Here is a 19,280-nt window from a genome sequence, read left to right on the forward strand (position 1 = left end):
AATGCAGGGTGAGGAGGGCGGTTCCCGCTAGCGGTTCCGGCGCCCCTCGATCAGGGCATCGACAACGCTGGGATCGGCCAGTGTCGAGGTGTCGCCAAGCGATCCGAACTCGTTCTCTGCAATCTTGCGCAGGATGCGGCGCATGATCTTGCCTGAACGCGTCTTGGGCAGGGCGGGGGTGAAATGCAGGTGGTCGGGCGTGGCGATCGGGCCGATTTCCTTGCGCACATGGGCGCGCAGCTCGGCGGTCAGCTCTTCGCTTTCCTCCTCGCCCGCGTTGAGCGTGACATAGCAGTAAATGCCCTGGCCCTTGATATCGTGCGGAAAGCCCACGACCGCGGCCTCGCTGACCTTGGGATGCAGCACCAGAGCGCTTTCGACCTCGGCCGTTCCCATGCGGTGGCCGGAGACGTTGATCACATCATCCACGCGGCCGGTGATCCAGTAATATCCGTCCTCGTCGCGGCGGCAGCCGTCGCCGGTGAAGTACTTGCCCTTGTAGGTGCTGAAATAGGTCTGCACGAAGCGGTCGTGGTCGCCGTACACCGTGCGCGCCTGGCCCGGCCAGCTGCGCGTGATGCACAGGTTCCCCTCGGTTGCGCCGTCGAGCTCCTTGCCGCCGTTATCGACCAGCTGCGGGATAATCCCGAAGAAGGGGCGTCCGGCGCTGCCCGGTTTCATGTCGTGCGCGCCGGGCAGGGTGGTGATCATGCAGCCGCCGGTTTCGGTCTGCCACCAGGTGTCGATGATCGGCAGCGCGCCCTTTCCGACCGTCTCATGGTACCAGCGCCAGGCCTCCGGATTGATCGGCTCGCCCACGCTGCCGAGCAGGCGGAGCGCGGACAGATCGTGTTTGGTCACATGGTCATCGCCTTCGCGCATCAGGGCGCGGATTGCGGTGGGGGCGGTATAGAAGATGTTGACGCCCAGCTTCTCGCATACGGCCCAGAAGCGGTCGTGGTCGGGATAGTTGGGCACGCCTTCGAACATCACCGCCGTCGCGCCATTCTGCAGAGGGCCGTAGACGATGTAGCTGTGCCCGGTGACCCAGCCGATATCGGCGGTGCACCAGAACACTTCGCCTTCACGGTAATCGAAGATGTAGCGGAAGGTGGTCTCGGTCCACACGGCATAGCCGCCGGTAGTGTGCAGAACGCCCTTCGGCTTTCCGGTCGAGCCGCTGGTGTAGAGGATGAACAGCGGATCTTCCGCGTTCATGGGCTCGCAGGGGCATTCGGCTGGAACGCCATCGGACAGTTCGTGATACCAGTGATCGCGGCCTTCGGTCATGGAGATGTCGCCGCCCGTGTGGCGCAGGACAAGGACAGCCTTGGCCGGAACCTTTTCCAGTGCCGCATCGACATTGGCCTTTAGCGGGATACGCTTGCCGCCACGCAGACCCTCGTCGGCGGTCACGATCCAGTCGCTTGCGCAATCCTCGACACGGCCCGCGATGGCCTCGGGGCTGAACCCGCCGAAGATGACCGAATGGATTGCCCCGATGCGCGCGCAGGCGAGCATGGCGTAGGCGCCTTCCGGCACCATCGGCATGTAGATCGTGACCCGGTCGCCCTTCTGGACGCCCATAGCCTTGAGCGTATTGGCCATGCGGATGACTTCGGCCTGCAGCTCGGCATAGGTAATCCGGCGGACTTCGCCTTCGGGATCGTCGGGCTCGAAGATCAGCGCCAGGCGATCGCCGTTACCGGCGTCGACATGGCGGTCGACCGCGTTGTGGCAGATGTTGAGAACCCCGTCCTCGAACCATTTGATCGACACGGGGTCATAGGACCAGTTGGCGATCTTGGTCGGAGGCGTGAACCAGTCCAGCCGCTCGGCCTGTCCGGCCCAGAAATGGTCGGTGTCCTCGATGCTGCGAGCGTAGAGCGCCTGGTAGTCCTCCAGGGTGCAGTTCGTCCCCTCCATCGCCGCAGCGGGGCGATGCACCCATTCCGAACGGTCCGCAGCTTCACTCATGCCGTCACTCTCCTCTTTCACGGACTTCTCTAGGCATTCGTTGCTCGCGTGCAAACGGTTAGCTTGCGCTCGCATTTTTCAAGGCACCTCGTTAGGGCTGCGCGGCAATGGCTTTCTCCCGTTACCTGTTCGCCGCCAGCGGCCTCGCTTTCGCCGCTGCCCCTCCCGCTTTCGCGCAGGATGACGCTAGTGTCATAATTGTCACCGGAACGGGGCTCGAAGAGACGCCCGCCACGCCCGCTTACGACGCGCAGGTTATCGAGCGCGAGGAGCTGAAATCGGTCTCCTCCGGCCGGATCGAGGATGCGCTTTCCTCGGTCGCCGGATTCCAGCAGTTCCGCCGTTCCGACAGCCGCTCGGCCAACGCGTCGGCGCAGGGAGCGACGCTGAGAGCGCTCGGCGGCAACGCCACCAGTCGCGCGCTCGTCCTGCTCGACGGGGTCCCGATGAGCGATCCCTTTTTCGGCTATGTGCCCTACAGCGCGCTTGCTCCCGAACGGCTGGAGCAGGTCCGCATCACGCGGGGCGGGGGCTCGGGTCCCTTTGGTGCCGGGGCGCTTGCCGGGACCATCGAACTCGACAGCGCCGGCATCGATGCGCTCGACGGGTTTTCCGGCCACCTCCTCGCCAATGATCGCGGAGAAACCGAAGCCTCCGCAACTGCCGCCACGCGGCTTGGCAGCGGCTTTGTCGTCGCTTCGGGTCGCTGGGACCGGGGCGAGGGCTTCTACACCACGCCTGTCGCCGATCGTGTTCCGGCATCCGCGCGGGCAAGTTTCGATGGCTGGTCTGCCCAGATCCGCGGTGTCGTGCCGGTCTCGGGCGATGTCGAGCTGCAGGTTCGCGGCCTCGCCTTTCGCGACGAACGCACGCTGCGCTTTGAGGGCGCCGACAGCAGCATCGAAGGGCAGGACGCGAGCCTGCGCCTGGTTGGGCGCGGTGCCTGGCAGTTCGACGCCATCGCCTACATCCAGGCGCGCAACTTCACCAACCGCGTGATCTCCTCGACCCGCTTCGTGCCCGTCCTCGACCAGCGCAACACGCCCTCGACGGGGATAGGAGGCAAGATCGAGGTCCGCCCGCCGGTCGGCGGCGGCCATGTGCTGCGCGTCGGGGTCGATTACCGGCGCTCCGACGGAGAGCTTTACGAGAATGCAATCAGCTCGTTTACCGGCGCGATCCGCGCGCGGCGAAACGCCGGCGGTACCAACACCGATCTCGGCATCTTCGTGGAGGATGACTGGACGCTCGGCGCACTGGTGTTGACAGCGGGGGCCCGGTTGGACCGCTGGACGATCCGCGACGGCTTCTATTCAGAGCGCGATGCGGGCGGTCTGTTGCTAAGCGCATCGACCTATCCCGACCGTTCGGGCTGGGATGCCTCTTTCCGCGGCGGCATCCTTTTCCGCGCGAGCGAGGCGGTGGCCCTGCGGGCCGCGGCCTATTCCGGCCTGCGACTGCCCACGCTGAACGAGCTTTACCGACCCTTCGTGGTCTTCCCGGTCGTGACAGAGGCCAATGCTGCGCTGGAAAACGAGCGGCTCGAAGGTTTCGAGGCGGGTATCGACATTACGCCAGTGCCCAATGTCACCTTGTCGCTGACCGGTTTCGACAACCGCGTGAAGAACGCGATTGCCAATGTGACCATCGGCACCAACCTTCGCCAGCGCCGCAATCTCGACGCAATCCATGCGCGCGGAATTGAGGCCGCCGCGCGCGCTACCTTCGGGCAGTTCAGCATCAACACTTCGGCCGCCTGGACCGATGCCGAATCGCAAGGGACTGGCTTCGCTGCCGCGCTTGATGGAAACCGCCCGGCGCAGACGCCGCGCTTTGCTGGCGGTGTTACGCTCGCTTACCGTCCGGCAGAAAACTGGCTGTTCTCGGCAACCGTCCGCCATACCGGCGCGCAGTTCGAAGATGACCTGGAAACGAATGTGCTGCCGTCGGCGACCACGTTGGCGGCCTATGCGCAAGTGCCGGTGACGAAACGCATTGCGATCGTGCTGCGGGGTGAGAACCTGCTGGATGAGACCATCGTCACGCGCAACCAGGGTGGCTCGATCGACCTCGGCGTGCCGCGCACGGTGTGGGCTGGCGTGAAGATCGGGCTCTAAGACGAGCCAGCGTTTCGCGCGATGGTGCAAAAATGGTCGGGGAGAGAGGATTCGAACCTCCGGCCCCTGCCTCCCGAAGACAGTGCTCTACCAGGCTGAGCTACTCCCCGACCGGATGCGTTGCGGGGTGGTCCCCCGCGAGGCAGGCGCGCCCTATAGGTGTGGATTGGCGGGCGCGCAAGCGGGCAATTTCCACAAATTCGCGTTACAGGCGTCTGACACCGTCAACGAGCCGAAATCCCGTGTCCAAACCGCACTACGAAGAGCAGTATCTCGACCTCATGCGCCGCATCTGGCTGGAGGGAGACGAGCGCCAGGACCGGACCGGGGTCGGCACACGCTCGGTGTTCGGCGCCACTCTGCGCTTCGACCTATCCGGCGGGGCGATGCCGCTGGTGACGACCAAGCGTGTCTACTGGAAGACCGCCACGCGCGAATTGCTCTGGTTCCTCACCGGCGACACCAACATTCGCCCGCTCGTGCTCCAGAACGTCAAGATCTGGAACGAGTGGCCGCACGCGCGCTATGTCGAGGAAACGGGTGAGGACATTGCGCTGGAGGATTTCGTCGAGCGCATCCGCGACGACGAGGAGTTCGCCGCGCGCTGGGGCGATCTTGGACCGGTCTATGGCAAGCAATGGGTCGACTGGCCGACCTACAAGCCGGTTGCAGGCGGGCTGTTCCGCAAGGGGCGCGGGGTCAACCAGGTCGCCGAAGTGGTCGAATCGCTCAAGGCCAATCCGGGCAGCCGCCGGCACATCATCGAAGGCTGGAACGTGGCCGAGCTGCCGGAGATGGCGCTGCCGCCCTGCCACAAGACCTACCAGTTCCACGTAAGTACTGGCAGCGACGGGGCGCCGCGCCTCAATGGCCTCCTCTACCAGCGCAGCTGCGATGTCGCGCTGGGCTTGCCGTTCAACCTTTGGTCGGCAGCGCTGTTGCAGCGGATGCTGGCGCAGCAGGCCGGCATGGAGCCGGGCGAGTTTGTCTGGATGGGCGGGGACACGCACCTCTATCTCAACCACGAACATCTCATCCGCGAACAGCTTTCCAGGGAACCGCAGGGCCATCCGCGCCTTGAGATAGTGCGGCGCCCGAACTCGATCTTCGACTACGCGATTGAGGATTTTGCGGTTCACGACTATGCGCCGCACGGGCCCATCAAGGCGCCCGTCGCGGTGTGAACGAAATCGTATGCACAGGCCTACTTGACCGTTTCCTGCCAGCGAAATAAAATAACGCGCAAGCGTAAGATTACGTCTGGGAGACGATTCTATGGCCGACAGGCCCGAGGGTAGTGCAGCCAAGGGCGACAACCGCCCCAAGCTTTCGCTGCACGTTCCCGAACCCAAATACCGGCCCGGCGACGCGGTCGACTTCTCGCATATCGAGGTGCCCGAAGCCGGCACCACGCCGCGGCCCGACGAGGCTTGCGATCCCGCCGAAATGCGCGATCTCGCCTTCGGTCTTGTCCGCGTGCTGGGCGATGACAACCAGGCCCATGGGCCGTGGGATCCCAAGCTGGATGCGGACACGCTGCGCGCGATGCTCGGCCACATGGCCATGACCCGCGCCTTCGACGAGCGCATGTTCCGCGGTCAGCGCCAGGGCAAGACCAGCTTCTACATGAAGTGCACCGGCGAAGAGGCGACCAGCGTTTCGGCCAGCATGGCGCTTGCGGCGGACGACATGGTGTTTCCGAGCTATCGCCAGCAGGGCATCCTGATCCAGCGCGGCTATCCGATGATCGAGATGATCAACCAGATCTACTCGAACCGGGGCGACAAGCTGAAGGGGCGCCAGCTGCCGATCATGTATTCGAGCCGGGAGCACAGCTTCTTCACCATCAGCGGCAACCTCGCGACGCAGACCCCGCAAGCCGTGGGCTGGGCGATGGCGAGCGCGATGAAGGGTGACAGCCGGATTGCCGCGACCTGGGTGGGCGAGGGCAGCACCGCGGAAGGCGACTTCCATTCGGCCTGCACCTTCGCGACCGTCTACAACGCGCCGGTCATCCTCAACGTGATCAACAACCAGTGGGCGATCTCGAGCTTCAGCGGTTTTGCCGGCGCCGAGCGGACGACCTTCGCCGCGCGCGCGCTGGGCTATGGCCTTGCCGGTCTGCGTGTCGACGGCAATGATGCGCTAGCCTGCTACGCGGCTGAGCAATGGGCTGCCAACCGCGCCCGCGCCAACGCCGGCCCGACGCTGATCGAGTTCTTCACCTACCGCGCCGAAGGGCATTCCACCTCGGACGATCCGACCGGCTACCGCAGCGCGCAGGAGCGCGAGGAATGGCCGCTGGGCGATCCGGTGATGCGCCTCAAGAACCACCTTATCGCGATCGGCGAATGGGACGAAGAGCGGCAGGAAAAGATGGACCTCGAGGCGGCCGAGCACGTCAAGAAGGTCACCAAGGAAGCCGAAGCCAACGGTATTCTCGGCCACGGCCTCCACCACCCGTTCCGCACCATGTTCGAAGACGTGTTCGAAGAGCTGCCCTGGCACCTTAAGGAACAGGCCGAACAGGCCGTGCGCGAGCGTGAGACCAAGTTCCCGGAAGGGCTTCCGGCGAAGGGAGTGCAGGGCTGATGAGCGACACCGCAACCCAGAACGCGCCCGCATCCGAAGGTACGAGCGAACGCCGTCTCAACATGATCGAGGCGATCAACGACGCGCTCGACGTTACCATGGAGCGTGACGACAACGTCATCATCATGGGCGAGGACGTTGGCTATTTCGGCGGCGTGTTCCGCTGCACAGCGGGCCTCCAGGACAAATACGGCAAGACCCGCGTGTTCGACACGCCGATTTCCGAGTGCGGGATCATCGCCGCGGCGGTGGGGATGGGCGCCTATGGCCTGCGCCCCGTGCCGGAAATCCAGTTCGCGGACTACATCTACCCAGGCCTCGACCAGCTCATCAGTGAAGCGGCGCGCCTGCGATACCGTTCGGCAGGCGAATACATCGCCCCGATGACCGTGCGCTCGCCCTTCGGCGGCGGTATCTTCGGCGGCCAGACGCACAGCCAGAGCCCGGAAGCGATCTTCACCCACGTCTCGGGCCTGAAGACGGTGATCCCGGCCACGCCCTATGATGCGAAGGGCCTGCTGATCAGCTGCATCGAAGACAACGATCCGGTGATCTTCTTCGAGCCCAAGCGCATCTACAACGGTCCGTTTTCCGGCTACTACGACAAGCCGGTGCAGCCTTGGAAGAACTTCGACGCCAGCGTGGTGCCGGAGGGGTATTACAAGATCCCGCTCGGCAAGGCGCGCCAGGTGACCGAGGGCGAACAGCTCACGATCCTTGCCTATGGCACGATGGTCCACGTGGTCGAGGCGGTGTGCAAGGAGAAGGGCGTCGAAGCCGACATCCTCGACCTGCGCACGCTGGTCCCGCTCGATATCGAGGCCATCGAAGCCTCGATCGAACGCACGGGGCGCTGCCTGATCGTCCACGAAGCCACCCGCACCAGCGGTTTCGGCGCCGAGCTGTCCGCGCTGGTTACCGAGCGCTGCTTCTACCATCTCGAAGCTCCGGTCGAACGCGTCACCGGCTTCGACACGCCCTATCCCCATAGCCTCGAATGGGCCTATTTCCCCGGCCCGATCCGCATCGGCGAGGCCATCGACACGATCCTCAAGGACTGATCACCATGGCGAAATTCACCTTCAACATGCCCGATATCGGCGAAGGCATTGCCGAGGCCGAGATCGTGCAGTGGCACAAAAAGGTCGGCGACACGGTCCGTGAAGACGAGGAATTCGTCGACATGATGACCGACAAGGCAACCGTGCCGATGGAAAGCCCGGTCGATGGCAAGATCCTCGAGATCGCCGGCGCAGAGGGCGACATGGTCTCGATCGGCTCGATGCTGGTCGTGATCGAGGTCGAGGGCGACGTTCCCGAAGACGTGCCCGAGGAAGCTCCGGCCCCAGCGCCCGCTCCTAAGGCGGAGGCGGTCGAAGAGCGTATCGAGGTCGAGACGTCCGACGCCTCTGACGCAGACGATGCGCTTGCCGCCGATCCCGAGCCTGAACCGCTGCCCGCGCCGACCCCGGCTCCCGAACCGGCTCCGCATGCCAAGGTCCTTGCGACCCCGGCCGTGCGCAAGCGCGCCAAGGAACTCGGCGTCGACCTTGCGCAGGTGAAGCCTGCCGAAGACGGCCGTATCCGTCACGGCGATCTTGACCAGTTCCTGTCCTACAACTCGGGCTATGGCGCTGCCGCCAAGACCCGCGAGGACGAGGCGAAGAAGGTCATCGGCATGCGCCGCCGCATTGCCGAGAACATGGCCGCTTCCAAGCGGAACATACCGCATTTCTCCTATGTCGAAGAATGCGATGTGACCGACCTCGAGGTGCTGCGCGCGCAGCTCAACGCCAGCCGCGGCGACAAGCCCAAGCTGACGATCCTGCCGCTGCTGATCACCGCGATCTGCAAGACGCTGCCGGACTTCCCGATGATCAACGCACGCTACGACGATGAAGCGGGCGTGGTGACCCGTCACGGGGCGGTGCACATGGGCATGGCTGCGCAGACCGATGCGGGCCTGATGGTTCCGGTCATCAAGAACGCCCATGCGCGCAACCTGTGGCAGCTTGCGAGTGAGATTTCGCGTCTCGCCGAAGCGGCGCGCACCGGCACGGCAAAGAGCGACGAGATGCAGGGCGGCACGCTGACCGTCACCTCGCTCGGTCCGCTGGGCGGTGTGGCGACCACTCCGGTCATCAATCGCCCCGAAGTGGCGATCATCGGCCCCAACCGCATCATCGAACGCCCGATGTATGTCACGGGCAGCGATGGCGTCGAACGGATCGAGAAGCGCAAGCTGATGAACATTTCGATCAGCTGCGACCATCGCGTGGTCGATGGCTGGGACGCGGCCAGTTTCGTGCAGGCGCTCAAGAAGCTGCTGGAAACACCGGCGCTTATCCTCGTCGACTAGCGCTTCGCGCCGCTTTCACGGGGTCGGAAAAGACCTGGAAAAAGGGCATCGGAGCGCGGCTCCGGTGCCTTTTTTCATACCGGAATACCGCTTGCGAAGGGTCGCCAAATCGCTGCTCGAAAAAAGAGCAAAAAAAGCGTCATATCCTCATTGACAGGAATCGGAGCCGCCCGTAGATGCGCGGCTCCCAAGTGGCTGCGCGGGTGTAGCTCAGTTGGTTAGAGTGTCGGCCTGTCACGCCGAAGGTCGCGGGTTCGAGCCCCGTCACTCGCGCCACTTGGGGATTTTCCTACAATTCGATGCCTACTCAGCCGGTGCCGCTTTGCGCGCCTCGGCAAGCTTGCGCAGGTTCTCCTCGTGGCCCTGCTTGTCGATCTTGTAGCGGCTGATCGCGAAGATCATCGCCATCCATAGCAGCAATAGAGTCGGCGCGTAGAATGCCCCCAACTGCCACAGTGTTGCGCCCGATACGTCCTCGCGGTTCGCCCCTTGCGGAAAGGCGACGAGCGACAGCACGATGCCGGCGGCAAACGAGCCGAGCCCAACCGTGCATTTGCGGGTGAAGGTGACGGCGGCGTAAAACACGCCTTCGGACCGCCTGCCGGTGCGCAGCTCGCTGCTTTCGACCAGATCCGCGATCATCGAATAGAGCACCGCCTGCAGCGCGATGATTAGCGACAGGTCCAGCGTGTTGATGACCGCGACCAGCGGGAACAGGATCGGGTCCCCGTTTTCCGGGAAGAGGCCGAAGAGCCGCAGGATGACGGGCGCCGGCGCGACGGTGAACGCCACTAGCCCCAAGATGATGACCGCCTTCTTCTTGCCCCACAGCTTGACCGTGGCGGGCGCCACGACAAAGCCGATCAGCGCCGAGAAGAAGACGAGCGCTGTCCAGATGAACTGCTGCTCGCTCGAAAAGCCCCAGAAATAGGTCAACATGATAAACGCCAGCGCGGCCGAAAAGCCCGAAGCGACCGAGCCGAGCAGCGTGGCCCAGAACAGCGCGAGGAAGCTTTTCTCCCGCAATGTCTCGAACATCTCGCTGAAAATTCGCCTGACCGAGATCCTCGGAGCTTCGACAGGCTGGCGCAGGTGGGGAATCCGGCTGTGCGTGCCGATCGCCGAGACCAGGATGGCCGCCAGCATGATTAGCGAAGCGATCACGCCGTAGGTCGCATAACCATCGCGGTTGAGCGTGCCGGTGGGATATTGCGCCGTTTCGACCAGCAGCACGCCGAACATCAGCACCGTCATCAGATTGCCGCCCGCCCAGCCAAACAGCAGGCGGTAGGACTGCAGCTTTGTGCGCTCTTCGTAATTCGCGGTGAGCTCGGGCAGCAGCGCCGAGCTGGGCGTCTCGTAGAAGGTCAGGAAGGTGCGAATGACCACCGCAAGGCCCAACAGATAGGCGAACAGGGCCGCCTGGCTCCAGTCGGGAGGATTCCACAGGAAGTAATAGCTCGCCGCGACGGGAAGCGCGGCGGCGTACATGAAGGGATGGCGCCGCCCCCAACGCGAACGGAAGTTGTCCGACCAATAGCCAACCAGCGGGTCGCTAACGGCATCAAGCACCAAAGCGCACAGGATGGCGAGGCCGACCAGTCCCGGCTCGAGCCCGATCACCGTGCCGTAGAACAGCAGCAGGAAGTAGTTGAACCCGCCGTCCTTGACGCCGAACGCGACGGAACCGAAGCCGTAGGCCAGCTTGAGCCCCAAGGAAGGCTTGTCGCCCTCCAGTGCCTGTGTGGTCATGCTCTCTCCCTTTGGAAGGGAAGGCTAATGACCCACGGGCCGCTTGGCAATTAGCCCCAGCGGCCGGTTTCCATCCAGATCAGGAATCGCCTGAGCGGCAGCAGCCAGATCAGGCCGAGGGCGATGTAGATGACGGTCTGCACAAGGGTCGGCCAGTCGCCGATTAGATCGGGGGCGTAGCGAGCGATCACGAGCCCGTAGACGGTGAGGGCCAGCAGCAAGCCAAGCAGGCCAACCGGGATACGCCAGGTGGGTTCGTCTCTCATCCGAAAGGTCCGTAGATGCGGGTTGGGGTAACGATGGCCGACAGCGGTTGGTCGTGGGCTTCCACGGGCAGGTTGTCCACCCGCTGCGTGTCCCAGGCAAGGCCGATGCTCGTGGTGTCCGGGTGGGCAACAAGCCAGCGGTCGTAATGACCTCCACCCTGGCCAAGACGCGCGCCTGTCTCGGTGAAGCCGACCAGGGGCACGAACAGCGCATCGGGTACCACTGCCTCGGCGGCGTCGTCCGGCTGCATCATGCCGAAGGGGCCGCGGACCAGGTCGCTTTCCTCGAACGGATCGCTGAAGCGCGCGAAGGTCATGGGCGAGCTCTCATCCTCGAAGCGGGGAAGGGCGATCGCATGCCCCTGCTCGAAGAAGAAGCGGGCGTAGGCCGCAGTCGGCGCTTCAGATACGGTGGCGTGATAGAGGCCGATAGTTGCGCCTGGAGGAACCAGGTCCAGCAGCGGCGCAGGCGGACGCATAAACACAAGCGTGCGCATGCTGTCCGGGAGAGCCTCGACCGTCTCGCGGCGCGCTTTGCGCAATTTTTTGCGAAGATCGTCTTTGGTCACCTGGGCTCTCTAAGTTCCGACTGATGTGCCGCCTATTCACGCCTGACTGTGTCAGCCGGGGCGCCCTGTTCCATCCCGCTCCCCCTCCCGGCCGCCCACAGCGACGCGGACAAAGTCCGCATGAGCGAGGAAAGCCAAGTGCGCGGATGCGCATGCCGGCGCTTGAGGCACAGAAAAACATGTAGCGGGACCACCATGGGCCGTGCCGGTGAAATCCTCTGACGCCTCAACGTCAGGTGGGCGCCATATATCCAGATCGTCGGGACGAACCCGCCAACCCGGTAGGGACAGCTCCCTTGGATTGCTTATAGCCTCAGGGATATTCGTACAGCTCGTGCCGGGCAGCCCCGCCGATGCCTTACTTAGGAAAGGCTTCCGCCGCCCTCAAGGGTGGATGCCGCATTCTCCAGCGCAAGCGCAATCCGTTCGAGCTGTCCGGCCAGCCGTTCCGCGTCAAAATCGGGCTCGGCCGGCTCGGCAGGCGCGGGTTCCTTCTTCGCCTCGTCGAGCTCGTCGGCAAGCAAAAGGGCGGCAAACAGAAGGTTCTTGGCCTCCTGGCTCGACAGGTTTGCCCCCATGGAACCAAGTTTGCCATCGATCACGGTGGCAAGGCGCTGGACATGTTCTTCCTGGCCGTCAGCGCAGGATACGGTGTAATTGCGGCCGCCGACCGAAAGGGTGACGTCGCTCATCGCTCCAGCCCTTCGATCAACGCATCGAGTTCGGTCAAGCTTACCTCGACCTTTTCGCGCAGCGCTTCGTGGCGGGCAGCAAGGGCGGCGCTGCCGGCGCTCCCCGTCTCGGGCGCGTGCGAAGCAAGGGCGGCCTGCGTTTCGATCCGCGCCAGCGCGCGGTCGATCCGGTCCATGGCATTTTTGATCCGTTCGGAACTCATAACCCCTCCCAAATACCAAGATTGCCAATCTGTGGCAAAGGTTTGACCGCATCTGTTGATAAGTGAGGTGAGGGCCACGGCATGTGCGCAGCCCCCTGCGCGCGGGTTGACCTTGCGCGCGCGCTCCGCGAAGGCTTCGCGCGCGTCGAATCGCACCAGATTTTCCGGAGAATATTTCCCATGAGTCTCGACACCGCTCGCCTCGTCCCGATGGCCAACGCCATCAGGGCGCTTTCCATGGATGCGGTGCAGGCAGCGAATTCAGGACACCCCGGCATGCCGATGGGCATGGCCGATGTGGCAACGGTCCTGTGGGGCGAATATCTTAAGCATGACCCCAAGGCGCCCGACTGGGCCGATCGCGACCGTTTCGTCCTGTCGGCCGGTCACGGTTCGATGCTGATCTACTCGCTGCTCCACCTGTCGGGCTACGCGCGCCCGACCATGGAAGACATCCGCAACTTCCGCCAGCTCGGCAGCCCTTGCGCGGGCCATCCGGAGAACTTCCTGCTGGAAGGCGTGGAAAGCACCACCGGCCCACTCGGTCAGGGCCTGGCGATGGCGGTCGGCATGGCGATGGCCGAACGCAGCCTCAATGCGACCTTTGGGAACGACACGGTCGATCACCGTACCTGGGTGATCGCCGGCGACGGCTGCCTGATGGAAGGCATCAACCACGAAGCGATCGGCCTCGCCGGTCACCTGAAGCTGGGCCGCATGATCGTTCTGTGGGACGACAACAACATCACGATCGACGGCACCACCGACCTTTCGACCAGCGAGGACATCAAGGCTCGCTACGAAGCGACCGGTTGGCATGTCGTGAGCTGCGATGGCCATGATTTCGACGACATCCGCCGCGCGCTCGACGAAGCGGTGGAGGACGATCGCCCCTCGCTCGTCGCCTGCAAGACGGTGATCGGCAAAGGCGCGCCCAACAAGCAGGGCACCAGCGCCACCCACGGCGCTGCGCTTGGCGAGGAGGAAATCGCGGCCGCGCGTGACGTTCTGGGCTGGGACCATGCCCCGTTCGAAGTGCCCGAGGATGTTCTGGCGGACTGGCGCGGAACCACCGCGCGCGGTGAAACGGCGCATTCGGAATGGGATGTGCGCCTGTCGACCAATCCCGACAAGGCCGAGTTCGAACGCCGCATGGCGGGCGACCTGCCCGAAGGCTTCAGCCTCGACAGTTACATCCAGTCGCTGATGGCCGAGCCGCAGAAGGTTGCCACGCGCAAGGCTAGCGAGATGGCCCTGGGCCAGATCAACGCGATGCTTCCCGACACGATCGGTGGCAGCGCCGATCTGACCGGCTCCAACAACACCAAGGCCGGTGGCATCGGGCCGTTCACGGCTGACGATTATTCGGGGCGCTATGTCTATTACGGCATTCGCGAGTTCGGCATGGCTGCAGCCATGAACGGCATGGCGCTCCATGGCGGCGTCATTCCCTACGGCGGCACCTTCCTTGTCTTCACCGACTATTGCCGCGCGGCGATCCGCCTGTCGGCGCTGCAGCAGGTGCGCTCGATCTACGTCATGACGCATGACAGCATCGGCCTTGGTGAAGACGGTCCGACCCACCAGCCGGTCGAGCATGTGCAGTCGCTGCGCATGATCCCGAACCTTCTGGTCATGCGCCCGGCCGACGCGGTGGAAACCGCCGAATGCTGGGAGATCGCTCTGCGGCAGAAGGATCGCCCGAGCGTGCTCGCGCTGACCCGCCAGGGTCTGCCGCAGGTGCGCAACGCTCCGGACGAAACGGACATGAGTTCCAAGGGCGCGTACCGCCTCAAGAAGGCCGGGAACGCCGCAAAGGTGACGCTCATTGCCTCGGGCAGCGAAGTGCACCTGGCACTGGAATGCGCCGAGCAGCTTGAAAAGCAGGGCGTGGGCGCATCGGTCGTCTCGATGGTCTGCACCCAGCTGTTCGACGAACAGGACGCGGAATACCGCGCCGAGATGATCCCAGCCGACACACTGCGTGTCAGCATCGAAGCGGGGACGACCTTCGGGTGGGAACGCTACACGGGCGAGGGGGGCCTCACCATCGGTCTCGACCGTTTCGGGGCCTCGGCTCCGGCAGGCGATCTCTTCGCAAAATTCGGTTTCACGGCGGACGCTATCGTTCCGCAAATTATGAACAAATTGCCCAAGTAATCCAAGGCTTAAGCAGGAGTTCTTACCCATGGCGACCAAGGTTGCAATCAACGGTTTCGGACGTATCGGCCGCCTCGTGGCGCGCGCTATCCTCGAGCGTGACGACCACGACCTCGACCTCGTTTCGATCAACGACCTGGCGGACACCAAGTCGAACGCGCTGCTGTTCCAGTACGACAGCACGCACGGCCGTTTCCCCGGCACGGTCGAAGTCGGCGACAACGCCATCATCGTGAACGGCAAGTCCATCGCGGTGACGAGCGAGCGTGAGCCTGGCAAGCTGCCGCACGGCGAACAGGGCGTCGACATCGTCCTCGAATGCACCGGTTTCTTCCAGTCCGACGAAGCCTGCCGCCCGCACCTTGATGCCGGCGCCAAGCGCGTGCTGATCTCGGCCCCCGCAAAGGGTGTTTCGGCCACCATCGTTTACGGTGTGAACCACGATGTACTGACCGCCGAGGACGTGATCGTCTCTAACGCCAGCTGCACCACAAACTGCCTCTCGCCGATGGCGAAGGTGCTGCACGATACCGTCGGCATCGAGCGCGGTTTCATGACCACGATCCACAGCTACACCAACGACCAGCGCATGCTTGACCAGATGCATGGCGACATGCGCCGCGCTCGCGGCGGCGCGCAGAACATGATCCCGACCACCACCGGCGCCGCCCGTGCGGTCGGCCTGGTCCTGCCTGAACTCGCCGGCAAGCTCGACGGAAGCTCGGTCCGTGTGCCGACCCCGAACGTCAGCCTCGTCGACCTCGTCTTCACCCCCGGCCGCGACACCAGCGCCGAGGAACTGAACGCGGCGCTGAAGGCTGCGGCGGAAGGCCCCATGAAGGGCGTGCTCGACTACACCGACCAGCCGCTCGTCAGCAGCGACTTCAACCACTATCCGGCCAGCTCGACCATCGACAGCCTCGAAACCAGCGTGATGGAAGGCAAGCTTGCCCGCGTCGTCAGCTGGTACGACAACGAATGGGGCTTCTCGAACCGCATGATCGACACCGCCGGCGTGATGGCGAAGTTCCTCTAAAGGACGATACGATGAGCAGCTTCAGGACCCTGGACGACCTTGGCGATATTACCGGCAAGGTTGCCCTGGTACGCGTCGATCTGAACCTTCCGATGAAGGACGGTTCGGCCACCGATGTCACCCGCGTCGAGGCGGTGAAACCCACCATCCTCGAACTTGCGGACAAGGGCGCCAAGGTCCTGTTGCTCGCTCACTTCGGCCGCCCCAAGGGCCAGCGCCATTCGACCCTGTCGACCAGCTTCGTGCAGGGCGATGTGGAGAAGGTGCTGGACAAGGAGATCATGTTCATCCCCGAGGTCATGGGCCCGGTGGTTGAACAGTCGATCGGGATCCTCTCGGCGGGCGATATCGGTCTCCTCGACAACGTGCGCTTCTGGCCCGGGGAAGAGGCGAACGATCCCGAATTCGCCAAGGGCATCGCTGCTCACGGCGATTTCTACGTCAACGACGCCTTTTCCGCGGCGCACCGTGCGCACGCCTCGACCGAGGGGCTCGCGCACCATCTTCCGGCCTATGCCGGCCGCGCGATGGAAGCGGAACTGAAGGCGCTCGACGCGGCGCTTGGCGCACCCGAGCAGCCGGTTGCGGCCGTTGTCGGCGGGGCCAAGGTCTCGACCAAGCTCGACGTGCTGACCAACCTCGTCGGCAAGGTCCAGCACCTCATCATCGGCGGCGGCATGGCCAACACCTTCCTCGCCGCCAAGGGTGTCGATGTCGGCAACTCGCTGTGCGAGCACGACCTTACCGATACAGCAAACACAATCATGGACGAGGCCGGCCACGCCGGTTGCACCGTTCACCTGCCGTACGATGTCGTGGTGGCGAAGGAATTCGCGGCAAATCCCGAAAGCCTGCGCACCTGCAACGTCCACGAGGTTGCCAGCGACGAGATGATCCTCGACGTCGGCCCGCTTGCGGTCGAGGCGCTGGGAGATGTGCTCAAGACCTGCCGCACGCTGGTGTGGAACGGTCCGATGGGTGCGTTCGAGACCGAGCCGTTCGATACGGCCACGGTTGCGCTTGCCAAGACCGCTGCCGCCCTGACGCAGGACGGCTCGCTCACCTCCGTCGCAGGGGGCGGGGACACGGTCGCTGCGCTCGCCCATGCCGGAGTGAAGGACGACTTCACCTTCGTCTCGACCGCGGGCGGGGCGTTCCTTGAATGGATGGAAGGCAAGGACCTGCCGGGCGTTGCCGCGCTGACCGCATGAGCGAAATGACCACCCGCGGGCCGACCCTCGTCACCGAGGGCGAATGGGCTGGCTGGAGCACATGGGAACACGACGCGTTCGAAACCCGTTCGGGTCCCTTCTACATGCGCGAAATCGACGGGGAGTGGGTCAGCGCCTTCCGAGCCGAGCCGCAGCATATGAACGGTGCGGGTTCGATGCACGGCGGCTGCATGATGACCTTTGCCGATTTCGCCCTGTTCACCATCGCGCACCAGGAGCTTGGCGAGAACTTCGGGGTCACGATCAACCTCTCGGGCGATTTCCTCGGCGGGATTTCCGTCGGCCAGCTGGTCGAAGCGCGCGGCGAAGTCACGCGCGGCGGCGGAAAGACCATTTTCGTGCGCGGCATGATCACCGGCGACGGCAAGCCCGCGCTCAGCTTCACCGGCATTATCCGCAAGATAAACCGGACCTGAGGCCTTGAAACGCTTCCTCGCCGCAACGCTGCTCATGTGCATCGCGGCACCGGTACAAGGGGAGGACGACATAGGCGAATTCGAGACCTTCGGATCGTATCTCGAAAATTTCCGCAAGGAGAGCGGGACACCCTCCCTTAGCGCGGCCATCGTGCGCGACGGCGCCATCGTCTGGGAATCCTATTTGGGCGTCTCCGACGACGAGGGCGAATTCCCGACCTCGCCCGAGACCACTTACTACATCGCCTCGGTCACCAAGCCGCTCGCTGCTACGGCGATCCTGATGGAAGCGGAAGCCGGCGGGCTGGACTTGTTGCTACCCATGTCGTCGGACGAGGGCTGGGAGCGCACCTGCGAGTGGCTGTCCACTTCGCAAATTCCCTTTGGGGCGGGCGGGACCGACACTTTCGGCAACACCATCCCGGCGATGGACTGTGCAAAGCGGACCACGCTCGAAGACATGCTGGACATGCGCGCCAATGGTGAAGTTTTCGTCTACAACCCGATCGCCTACGCCCGCATCGACCGCGCGATAGAGGGCGCAGGCGGGCGGCCCTTGCGGGATATCGTGCGTGAGCATGTGGCCGATCGCGTGGGTATGACTGACGTAGCGCTGGGTTGGCGCGATCCGCAGGGCGGGGCGGCCCTGCGCTATCTCGCTCCGCCTTTCACAGTCACCGATAGCGGGCCGGAAAAGGCGCCTTTGTTCGACGACGATTTCCGGGCAGCGGCAGGCATCCTCGCCAGCGTTCGCGATCTGGCTGCTTTCGAGATAGCTTACGAGGGCGGCGAACTCGTGTCCGATGCCGAGCGCGAAGACCTTGTCAGGCGAGAGCTACCCGAACTGGGCGACTATCGGCATGGTTGGTGGCTTTCCGATTGGGAGGGTCAGCGCCTCCAGTGGCATTCGGGTTGGGAGCCGGGCAAATATTCGGCGATGTACCTAAAGGTGCCCGAGCAGGATCTCGCTCTCATAGTGCTCGCCAATACCGAGCTCATCTGGTGGGGCAATTCGGTCGTGCGCGCGGGGATCGAGGACAGCCCTCTTGCCAAACGCTTCCTCGAAACCTTCGCTCGCTAGCGATACTCCGGATTGGGCGCGTCGAAGCGGCGGCCCTCGTTCCACACATCGACCGAATTGCCGTGTGCAGGAATGCCGCCTGCATCCTTAAGCATCCGTGCCATATGCATGAGGTTCCAGGTCATGAAGGTCGTGTTGCGGCGGGTGAAGTCGTTGTCGAAGCCGACGCGGCCAGAACCGTCTTCCTTTTCGTCGCCGTAGCTGGGCCCGGGTCCGGCCTCTCCGATCCAGCCGGCATCGGCCTGCGGGGGAATGGTGTAACCGACGTGCTGGAGCGAGTAGAGCACGCCCATGCCGACGTGCTTGATGCCGTCCTCGTTACCGGTAATGATGCAGCCGCCAACCTTGCCGTAAAAGACGTACTGGCCACGCTCGTTGGTCTCGCCCGAATGGCCGTAAAGCCGCTCGATCAGCCTCTGGCAGACAGAGCTTTTCTCGCCCAGCCAGATCGGGGTGCCGACGACGAGGATGTCGGCCGCGCGCACCGTTTCCCAGATTGCCGGCCAATCGTCGCGCGCGGCTCCGTGTTCGGTCATGTCGGGATAAACGCCGGGTGCGATATCGTGATCGACCAGCCTGACCTGCTCGAGCGCGACGTTGTTGCGCACAAGGATCGTCTCAACCACGCCCAGAAGCTTGTCGGTATGCGAGCCCTGCGGCGTGGGCTTCAGCGTGCAATTGATGGTCACCGCCCTGAGGTCCGAAAAGTCGGTCGTATTCTCGGCGCAGAGCCGGTCCTGGATTTCGTCGAGCATGCAATCTCCTGGTATCTGGTGAGAAATACGCATGGCGGAGCAATTGGTTACCTTGGCCCGGTTGTCGCTCTTG

Annotated in this window: 17 protein-coding genes, 2 tRNA genes and 1 other RNA gene; 11 read left to right on the plus strand and 9 right to left on the minus strand. The window is 64.0% G+C overall.

Going from position 1 to position 19,280, the window contains the following annotated elements; all coding sequences use genetic code 11:
- Positions 1 to 27: 27 nt before the first annotated feature.
- Positions 28 to 1,977 (minus strand): acetate--CoA ligase, encoded by a 1,950-nt coding sequence (acs, locus tag KUV82_RS07115; protein WP_219953623.1) that lies wholly within the window; start codon positions 1,975 to 1,977, stop codon positions 28 to 30.
- 107 nt (positions 1,978 to 2,084) lie between these two features.
- Between acs and KUV82_RS07120 the strand changes: the two genes are divergently transcribed.
- Complete coding sequence (locus tag KUV82_RS07120; RefSeq protein ID WP_219953624.1) at positions 2,085 to 4,094, plus strand: TonB-dependent receptor; 2,010 nt, start codon at positions 2,085 to 2,087, stop codon at positions 4,092 to 4,094.
- Positions 4,095 to 4,127: 33 nt separating this feature from the next.
- On the opposite strand, the gene KUV82_RS07125 is transcribed toward KUV82_RS07120, so the two are convergent.
- Positions 4,128 to 4,204, minus strand: a tRNA-Pro gene (locus KUV82_RS07125).
- A 132-nt stretch (positions 4,205 to 4,336) separates the two neighbouring features.
- Between KUV82_RS07125 and thyA the strand changes: the two genes are divergently transcribed.
- The 5 genes from thyA to KUV82_RS07150 all read left to right on the plus strand — a co-directional run bounded on the left by thyA (position 4,337) and on the right by KUV82_RS07150 (position 9,321).
- Positions 4,337 to 5,278, plus strand: coding sequence for a thymidylate synthase (gene thyA / locus KUV82_RS07130; protein WP_219953625.1), 942 nt, complete (start codon positions 4,337 to 4,339; stop codon positions 5,276 to 5,278).
- Positions 5,279 to 5,369: 91 nt separating this feature from the next.
- The gene (locus KUV82_RS07135; RefSeq protein WP_219953626.1) at positions 5,370 to 6,686 is read left to right on the plus strand and encodes a 3-methyl-2-oxobutanoate dehydrogenase (2-methylpropanoyl-transferring) subunit alpha; all 1,317 of its coding nucleotides are present in this window, start codon (positions 5,370 to 5,372) and stop codon (positions 6,684 to 6,686) included.
- Entirely contained in the window at positions 6,686 to 7,747 is a 1,062-nt protein-coding gene (locus KUV82_RS07140; protein WP_219953627.1) for an alpha-ketoacid dehydrogenase subunit beta, read from the plus strand. Before KUV82_RS07135 ends, KUV82_RS07140 begins: the two co-directional genes overlap by 1 nt.
- Before the next feature lie 5 nt (positions 7,748 to 7,752).
- The gene (locus tag KUV82_RS07145; RefSeq protein WP_219953628.1) at positions 7,753 to 9,045 is read left to right on the plus strand and encodes a dihydrolipoamide acetyltransferase family protein; all 1,293 of its coding nucleotides are present in this window, start codon (positions 7,753 to 7,755) and stop codon (positions 9,043 to 9,045) included.
- A gap of 199 nt (positions 9,046 to 9,244) precedes the next feature.
- Positions 9,245 to 9,321: transfer RNA gene (locus KUV82_RS07150), tRNA-Asp, on the plus strand.
- A 27-nt stretch (positions 9,322 to 9,348) separates the two neighbouring features.
- On the opposite strand, the gene KUV82_RS07155 is transcribed toward KUV82_RS07150, so the two are convergent.
- From KUV82_RS07155 to KUV82_RS14215, 6 genes are all read right to left on the minus strand, one after another.
- On the minus strand, positions 9,349 to 10,797 hold the full coding sequence (locus tag KUV82_RS07155) for an MFS transporter (protein WP_219953629.1): 1,449 nt from the start codon (positions 10,795 to 10,797) through the stop codon (positions 9,349 to 9,351).
- Positions 10,798 to 10,847: 50 nt separating this feature from the next.
- Positions 10,848 to 11,063 (minus strand): DUF2842 domain-containing protein, encoded by a 216-nt coding sequence (locus KUV82_RS07160; protein WP_219953630.1) that lies wholly within the window; start codon positions 11,061 to 11,063, stop codon positions 10,848 to 10,850.
- The gene (locus KUV82_RS07165; RefSeq protein ID WP_219953631.1) at positions 11,060 to 11,632 is read right to left on the minus strand and encodes a 5-formyltetrahydrofolate cyclo-ligase; all 573 of its coding nucleotides are present in this window, start codon (positions 11,630 to 11,632) and stop codon (positions 11,060 to 11,062) included. Before KUV82_RS07165 ends, KUV82_RS07160 begins: the two co-directional genes overlap by 4 nt.
- 183 nt (positions 11,633 to 11,815) lie before the next feature.
- Positions 11,816 to 11,983, minus strand: a non-coding RNA gene (gene ssrS, locus KUV82_RS07170) — 6S RNA.
- Positions 11,984 to 11,994: 11 nt separating this feature from the next.
- Complete coding sequence (locus KUV82_RS07175) at positions 11,995 to 12,324, minus strand: cell division protein ZapA (protein ID WP_219953632.1); 330 nt, start codon at positions 12,322 to 12,324, stop codon at positions 11,995 to 11,997.
- Positions 12,321 to 12,683 carry a hypothetical protein gene (locus KUV82_RS14215; protein ID WP_258319673.1) on the minus strand — a complete coding sequence of 121 codons (363 nt, stop codon included), beginning with the start codon at positions 12,681 to 12,683 and terminating at the stop codon, positions 12,321 to 12,323. The genes KUV82_RS07175 and KUV82_RS14215 overlap by 4 nt, the downstream gene beginning before the upstream one ends.
- A gap of 24 nt (positions 12,684 to 12,707) precedes the next feature.
- Here KUV82_RS14215 and tkt point away from each other — a divergent pair, with 24 nt between their 5' ends.
- Genes tkt through KUV82_RS07205 form a run of 5 tightly spaced genes read left to right on the plus strand, consistent with a single transcriptional unit; the run spans position 12,708 to position 18,452 of the window.
- Positions 12,708 to 14,687 carry a transketolase gene (gene tkt / locus KUV82_RS07185; protein ID WP_219953633.1) on the plus strand — a complete coding sequence of 660 codons (1,980 nt, stop codon included), beginning with the start codon at positions 12,708 to 12,710 and terminating at the stop codon, positions 14,685 to 14,687.
- A gap of 28 nt (positions 14,688 to 14,715) precedes the next feature.
- Positions 14,716 to 15,723, plus strand: coding sequence for a type I glyceraldehyde-3-phosphate dehydrogenase (gap, locus tag KUV82_RS07190; protein ID WP_090479986.1), 1,008 nt, complete (start codon positions 14,716 to 14,718; stop codon positions 15,721 to 15,723).
- Positions 15,724 to 15,734: 11 nt separating this feature from the next.
- On the plus strand, positions 15,735 to 16,934 hold the full coding sequence (locus KUV82_RS07195) for a phosphoglycerate kinase (protein ID WP_219953634.1): 1,200 nt from the start codon (positions 15,735 to 15,737) through the stop codon (positions 16,932 to 16,934).
- The gene (locus KUV82_RS07200; RefSeq protein WP_219953635.1) at positions 16,931 to 17,371 is read left to right on the plus strand and encodes a PaaI family thioesterase; all 441 of its coding nucleotides are present in this window, start codon (positions 16,931 to 16,933) and stop codon (positions 17,369 to 17,371) included. The genes KUV82_RS07195 and KUV82_RS07200 overlap by 4 nt, the downstream gene beginning before the upstream one ends.
- Before the next feature lie 4 nt (positions 17,372 to 17,375).
- On the plus strand, positions 17,376 to 18,452 hold the full coding sequence (locus KUV82_RS07205) for a serine hydrolase domain-containing protein (protein WP_219953636.1): 1,077 nt from the start codon (positions 17,376 to 17,378) through the stop codon (positions 18,450 to 18,452).
- On the opposite strand, the gene KUV82_RS07210 is transcribed toward KUV82_RS07205, so the two are convergent.
- On the minus strand, positions 18,449 to 19,207 hold the full coding sequence (locus tag KUV82_RS07210) for a flavodoxin family protein (protein ID WP_219953637.1): 759 nt from the start codon (positions 19,205 to 19,207) through the stop codon (positions 18,449 to 18,451). The genes KUV82_RS07205 and KUV82_RS07210 overlap by 4 nt on opposite strands.
- Between the last annotated feature and the right edge of the window lie 73 nt (positions 19,208 to 19,280).

The sequence above is a fragment of the Qipengyuania flava genome (assembly GCF_019448255.1).
Taxonomy (GTDB): domain Bacteria; phylum Pseudomonadota; class Alphaproteobacteria; order Sphingomonadales; family Sphingomonadaceae; genus Qipengyuania; species Qipengyuania flava_A.

Coding starts and splice junctions, on each gene's coding strand:
- acs (WP_219953623.1), bottom strand. CDS start 1,977: ATGAGTGAAGCTGCGGACCGTTCGGAATGGGTGCATCGCCCCGCTGCG.
- KUV82_RS07120 (WP_219953624.1), top strand. CDS start 2,085: ATGGCTTTCTCCCGTTACCTGTTCGCCGCCAGCGGCCTCGCTTTCGCC.
- KUV82_RS07135 (WP_219953626.1), top strand. CDS start 5,370: ATGGCCGACAGGCCCGAGGGTAGTGCAGCCAAGGGCGACAACCGCCCC.
- KUV82_RS07140 (WP_219953627.1), top strand. CDS start 6,686: ATGAGCGACACCGCAACCCAGAACGCGCCCGCATCCGAAGGTACGAGC.
- KUV82_RS07145 (WP_219953628.1), top strand. CDS start 7,753: ATGGCGAAATTCACCTTCAACATGCCCGATATCGGCGAAGGCATTGCC.
- KUV82_RS07155 (WP_219953629.1), bottom strand. CDS start 10,797: ATGACCACACAGGCACTGGAGGGCGACAAGCCTTCCTTGGGGCTCAAG.
- KUV82_RS07160 (WP_219953630.1), bottom strand. CDS start 11,063: ATGAGAGACGAACCCACCTGGCGTATCCCGGTTGGCCTGCTTGGCTTG.
- KUV82_RS07175 (WP_219953632.1), bottom strand. CDS start 12,324: ATGAGCGACGTCACCCTTTCGGTCGGCGGCCGCAATTACACCGTATCC.
- tkt (WP_219953633.1), top strand. CDS start 12,708: ATGAGTCTCGACACCGCTCGCCTCGTCCCGATGGCCAACGCCATCAGG.
- gap (WP_090479986.1), top strand. CDS start 14,716: ATGGCGACCAAGGTTGCAATCAACGGTTTCGGACGTATCGGCCGCCTC.
- KUV82_RS07195 (WP_219953634.1), top strand. CDS start 15,735: ATGAGCAGCTTCAGGACCCTGGACGACCTTGGCGATATTACCGGCAAG.
- KUV82_RS07200 (WP_219953635.1), top strand. CDS start 16,931: ATGAGCGAAATGACCACCCGCGGGCCGACCCTCGTCACCGAGGGCGAA.
- KUV82_RS07210 (WP_219953637.1), bottom strand. CDS start 19,207: ATGCTCGACGAAATCCAGGACCGGCTCTGCGCCGAGAATACGACCGAC.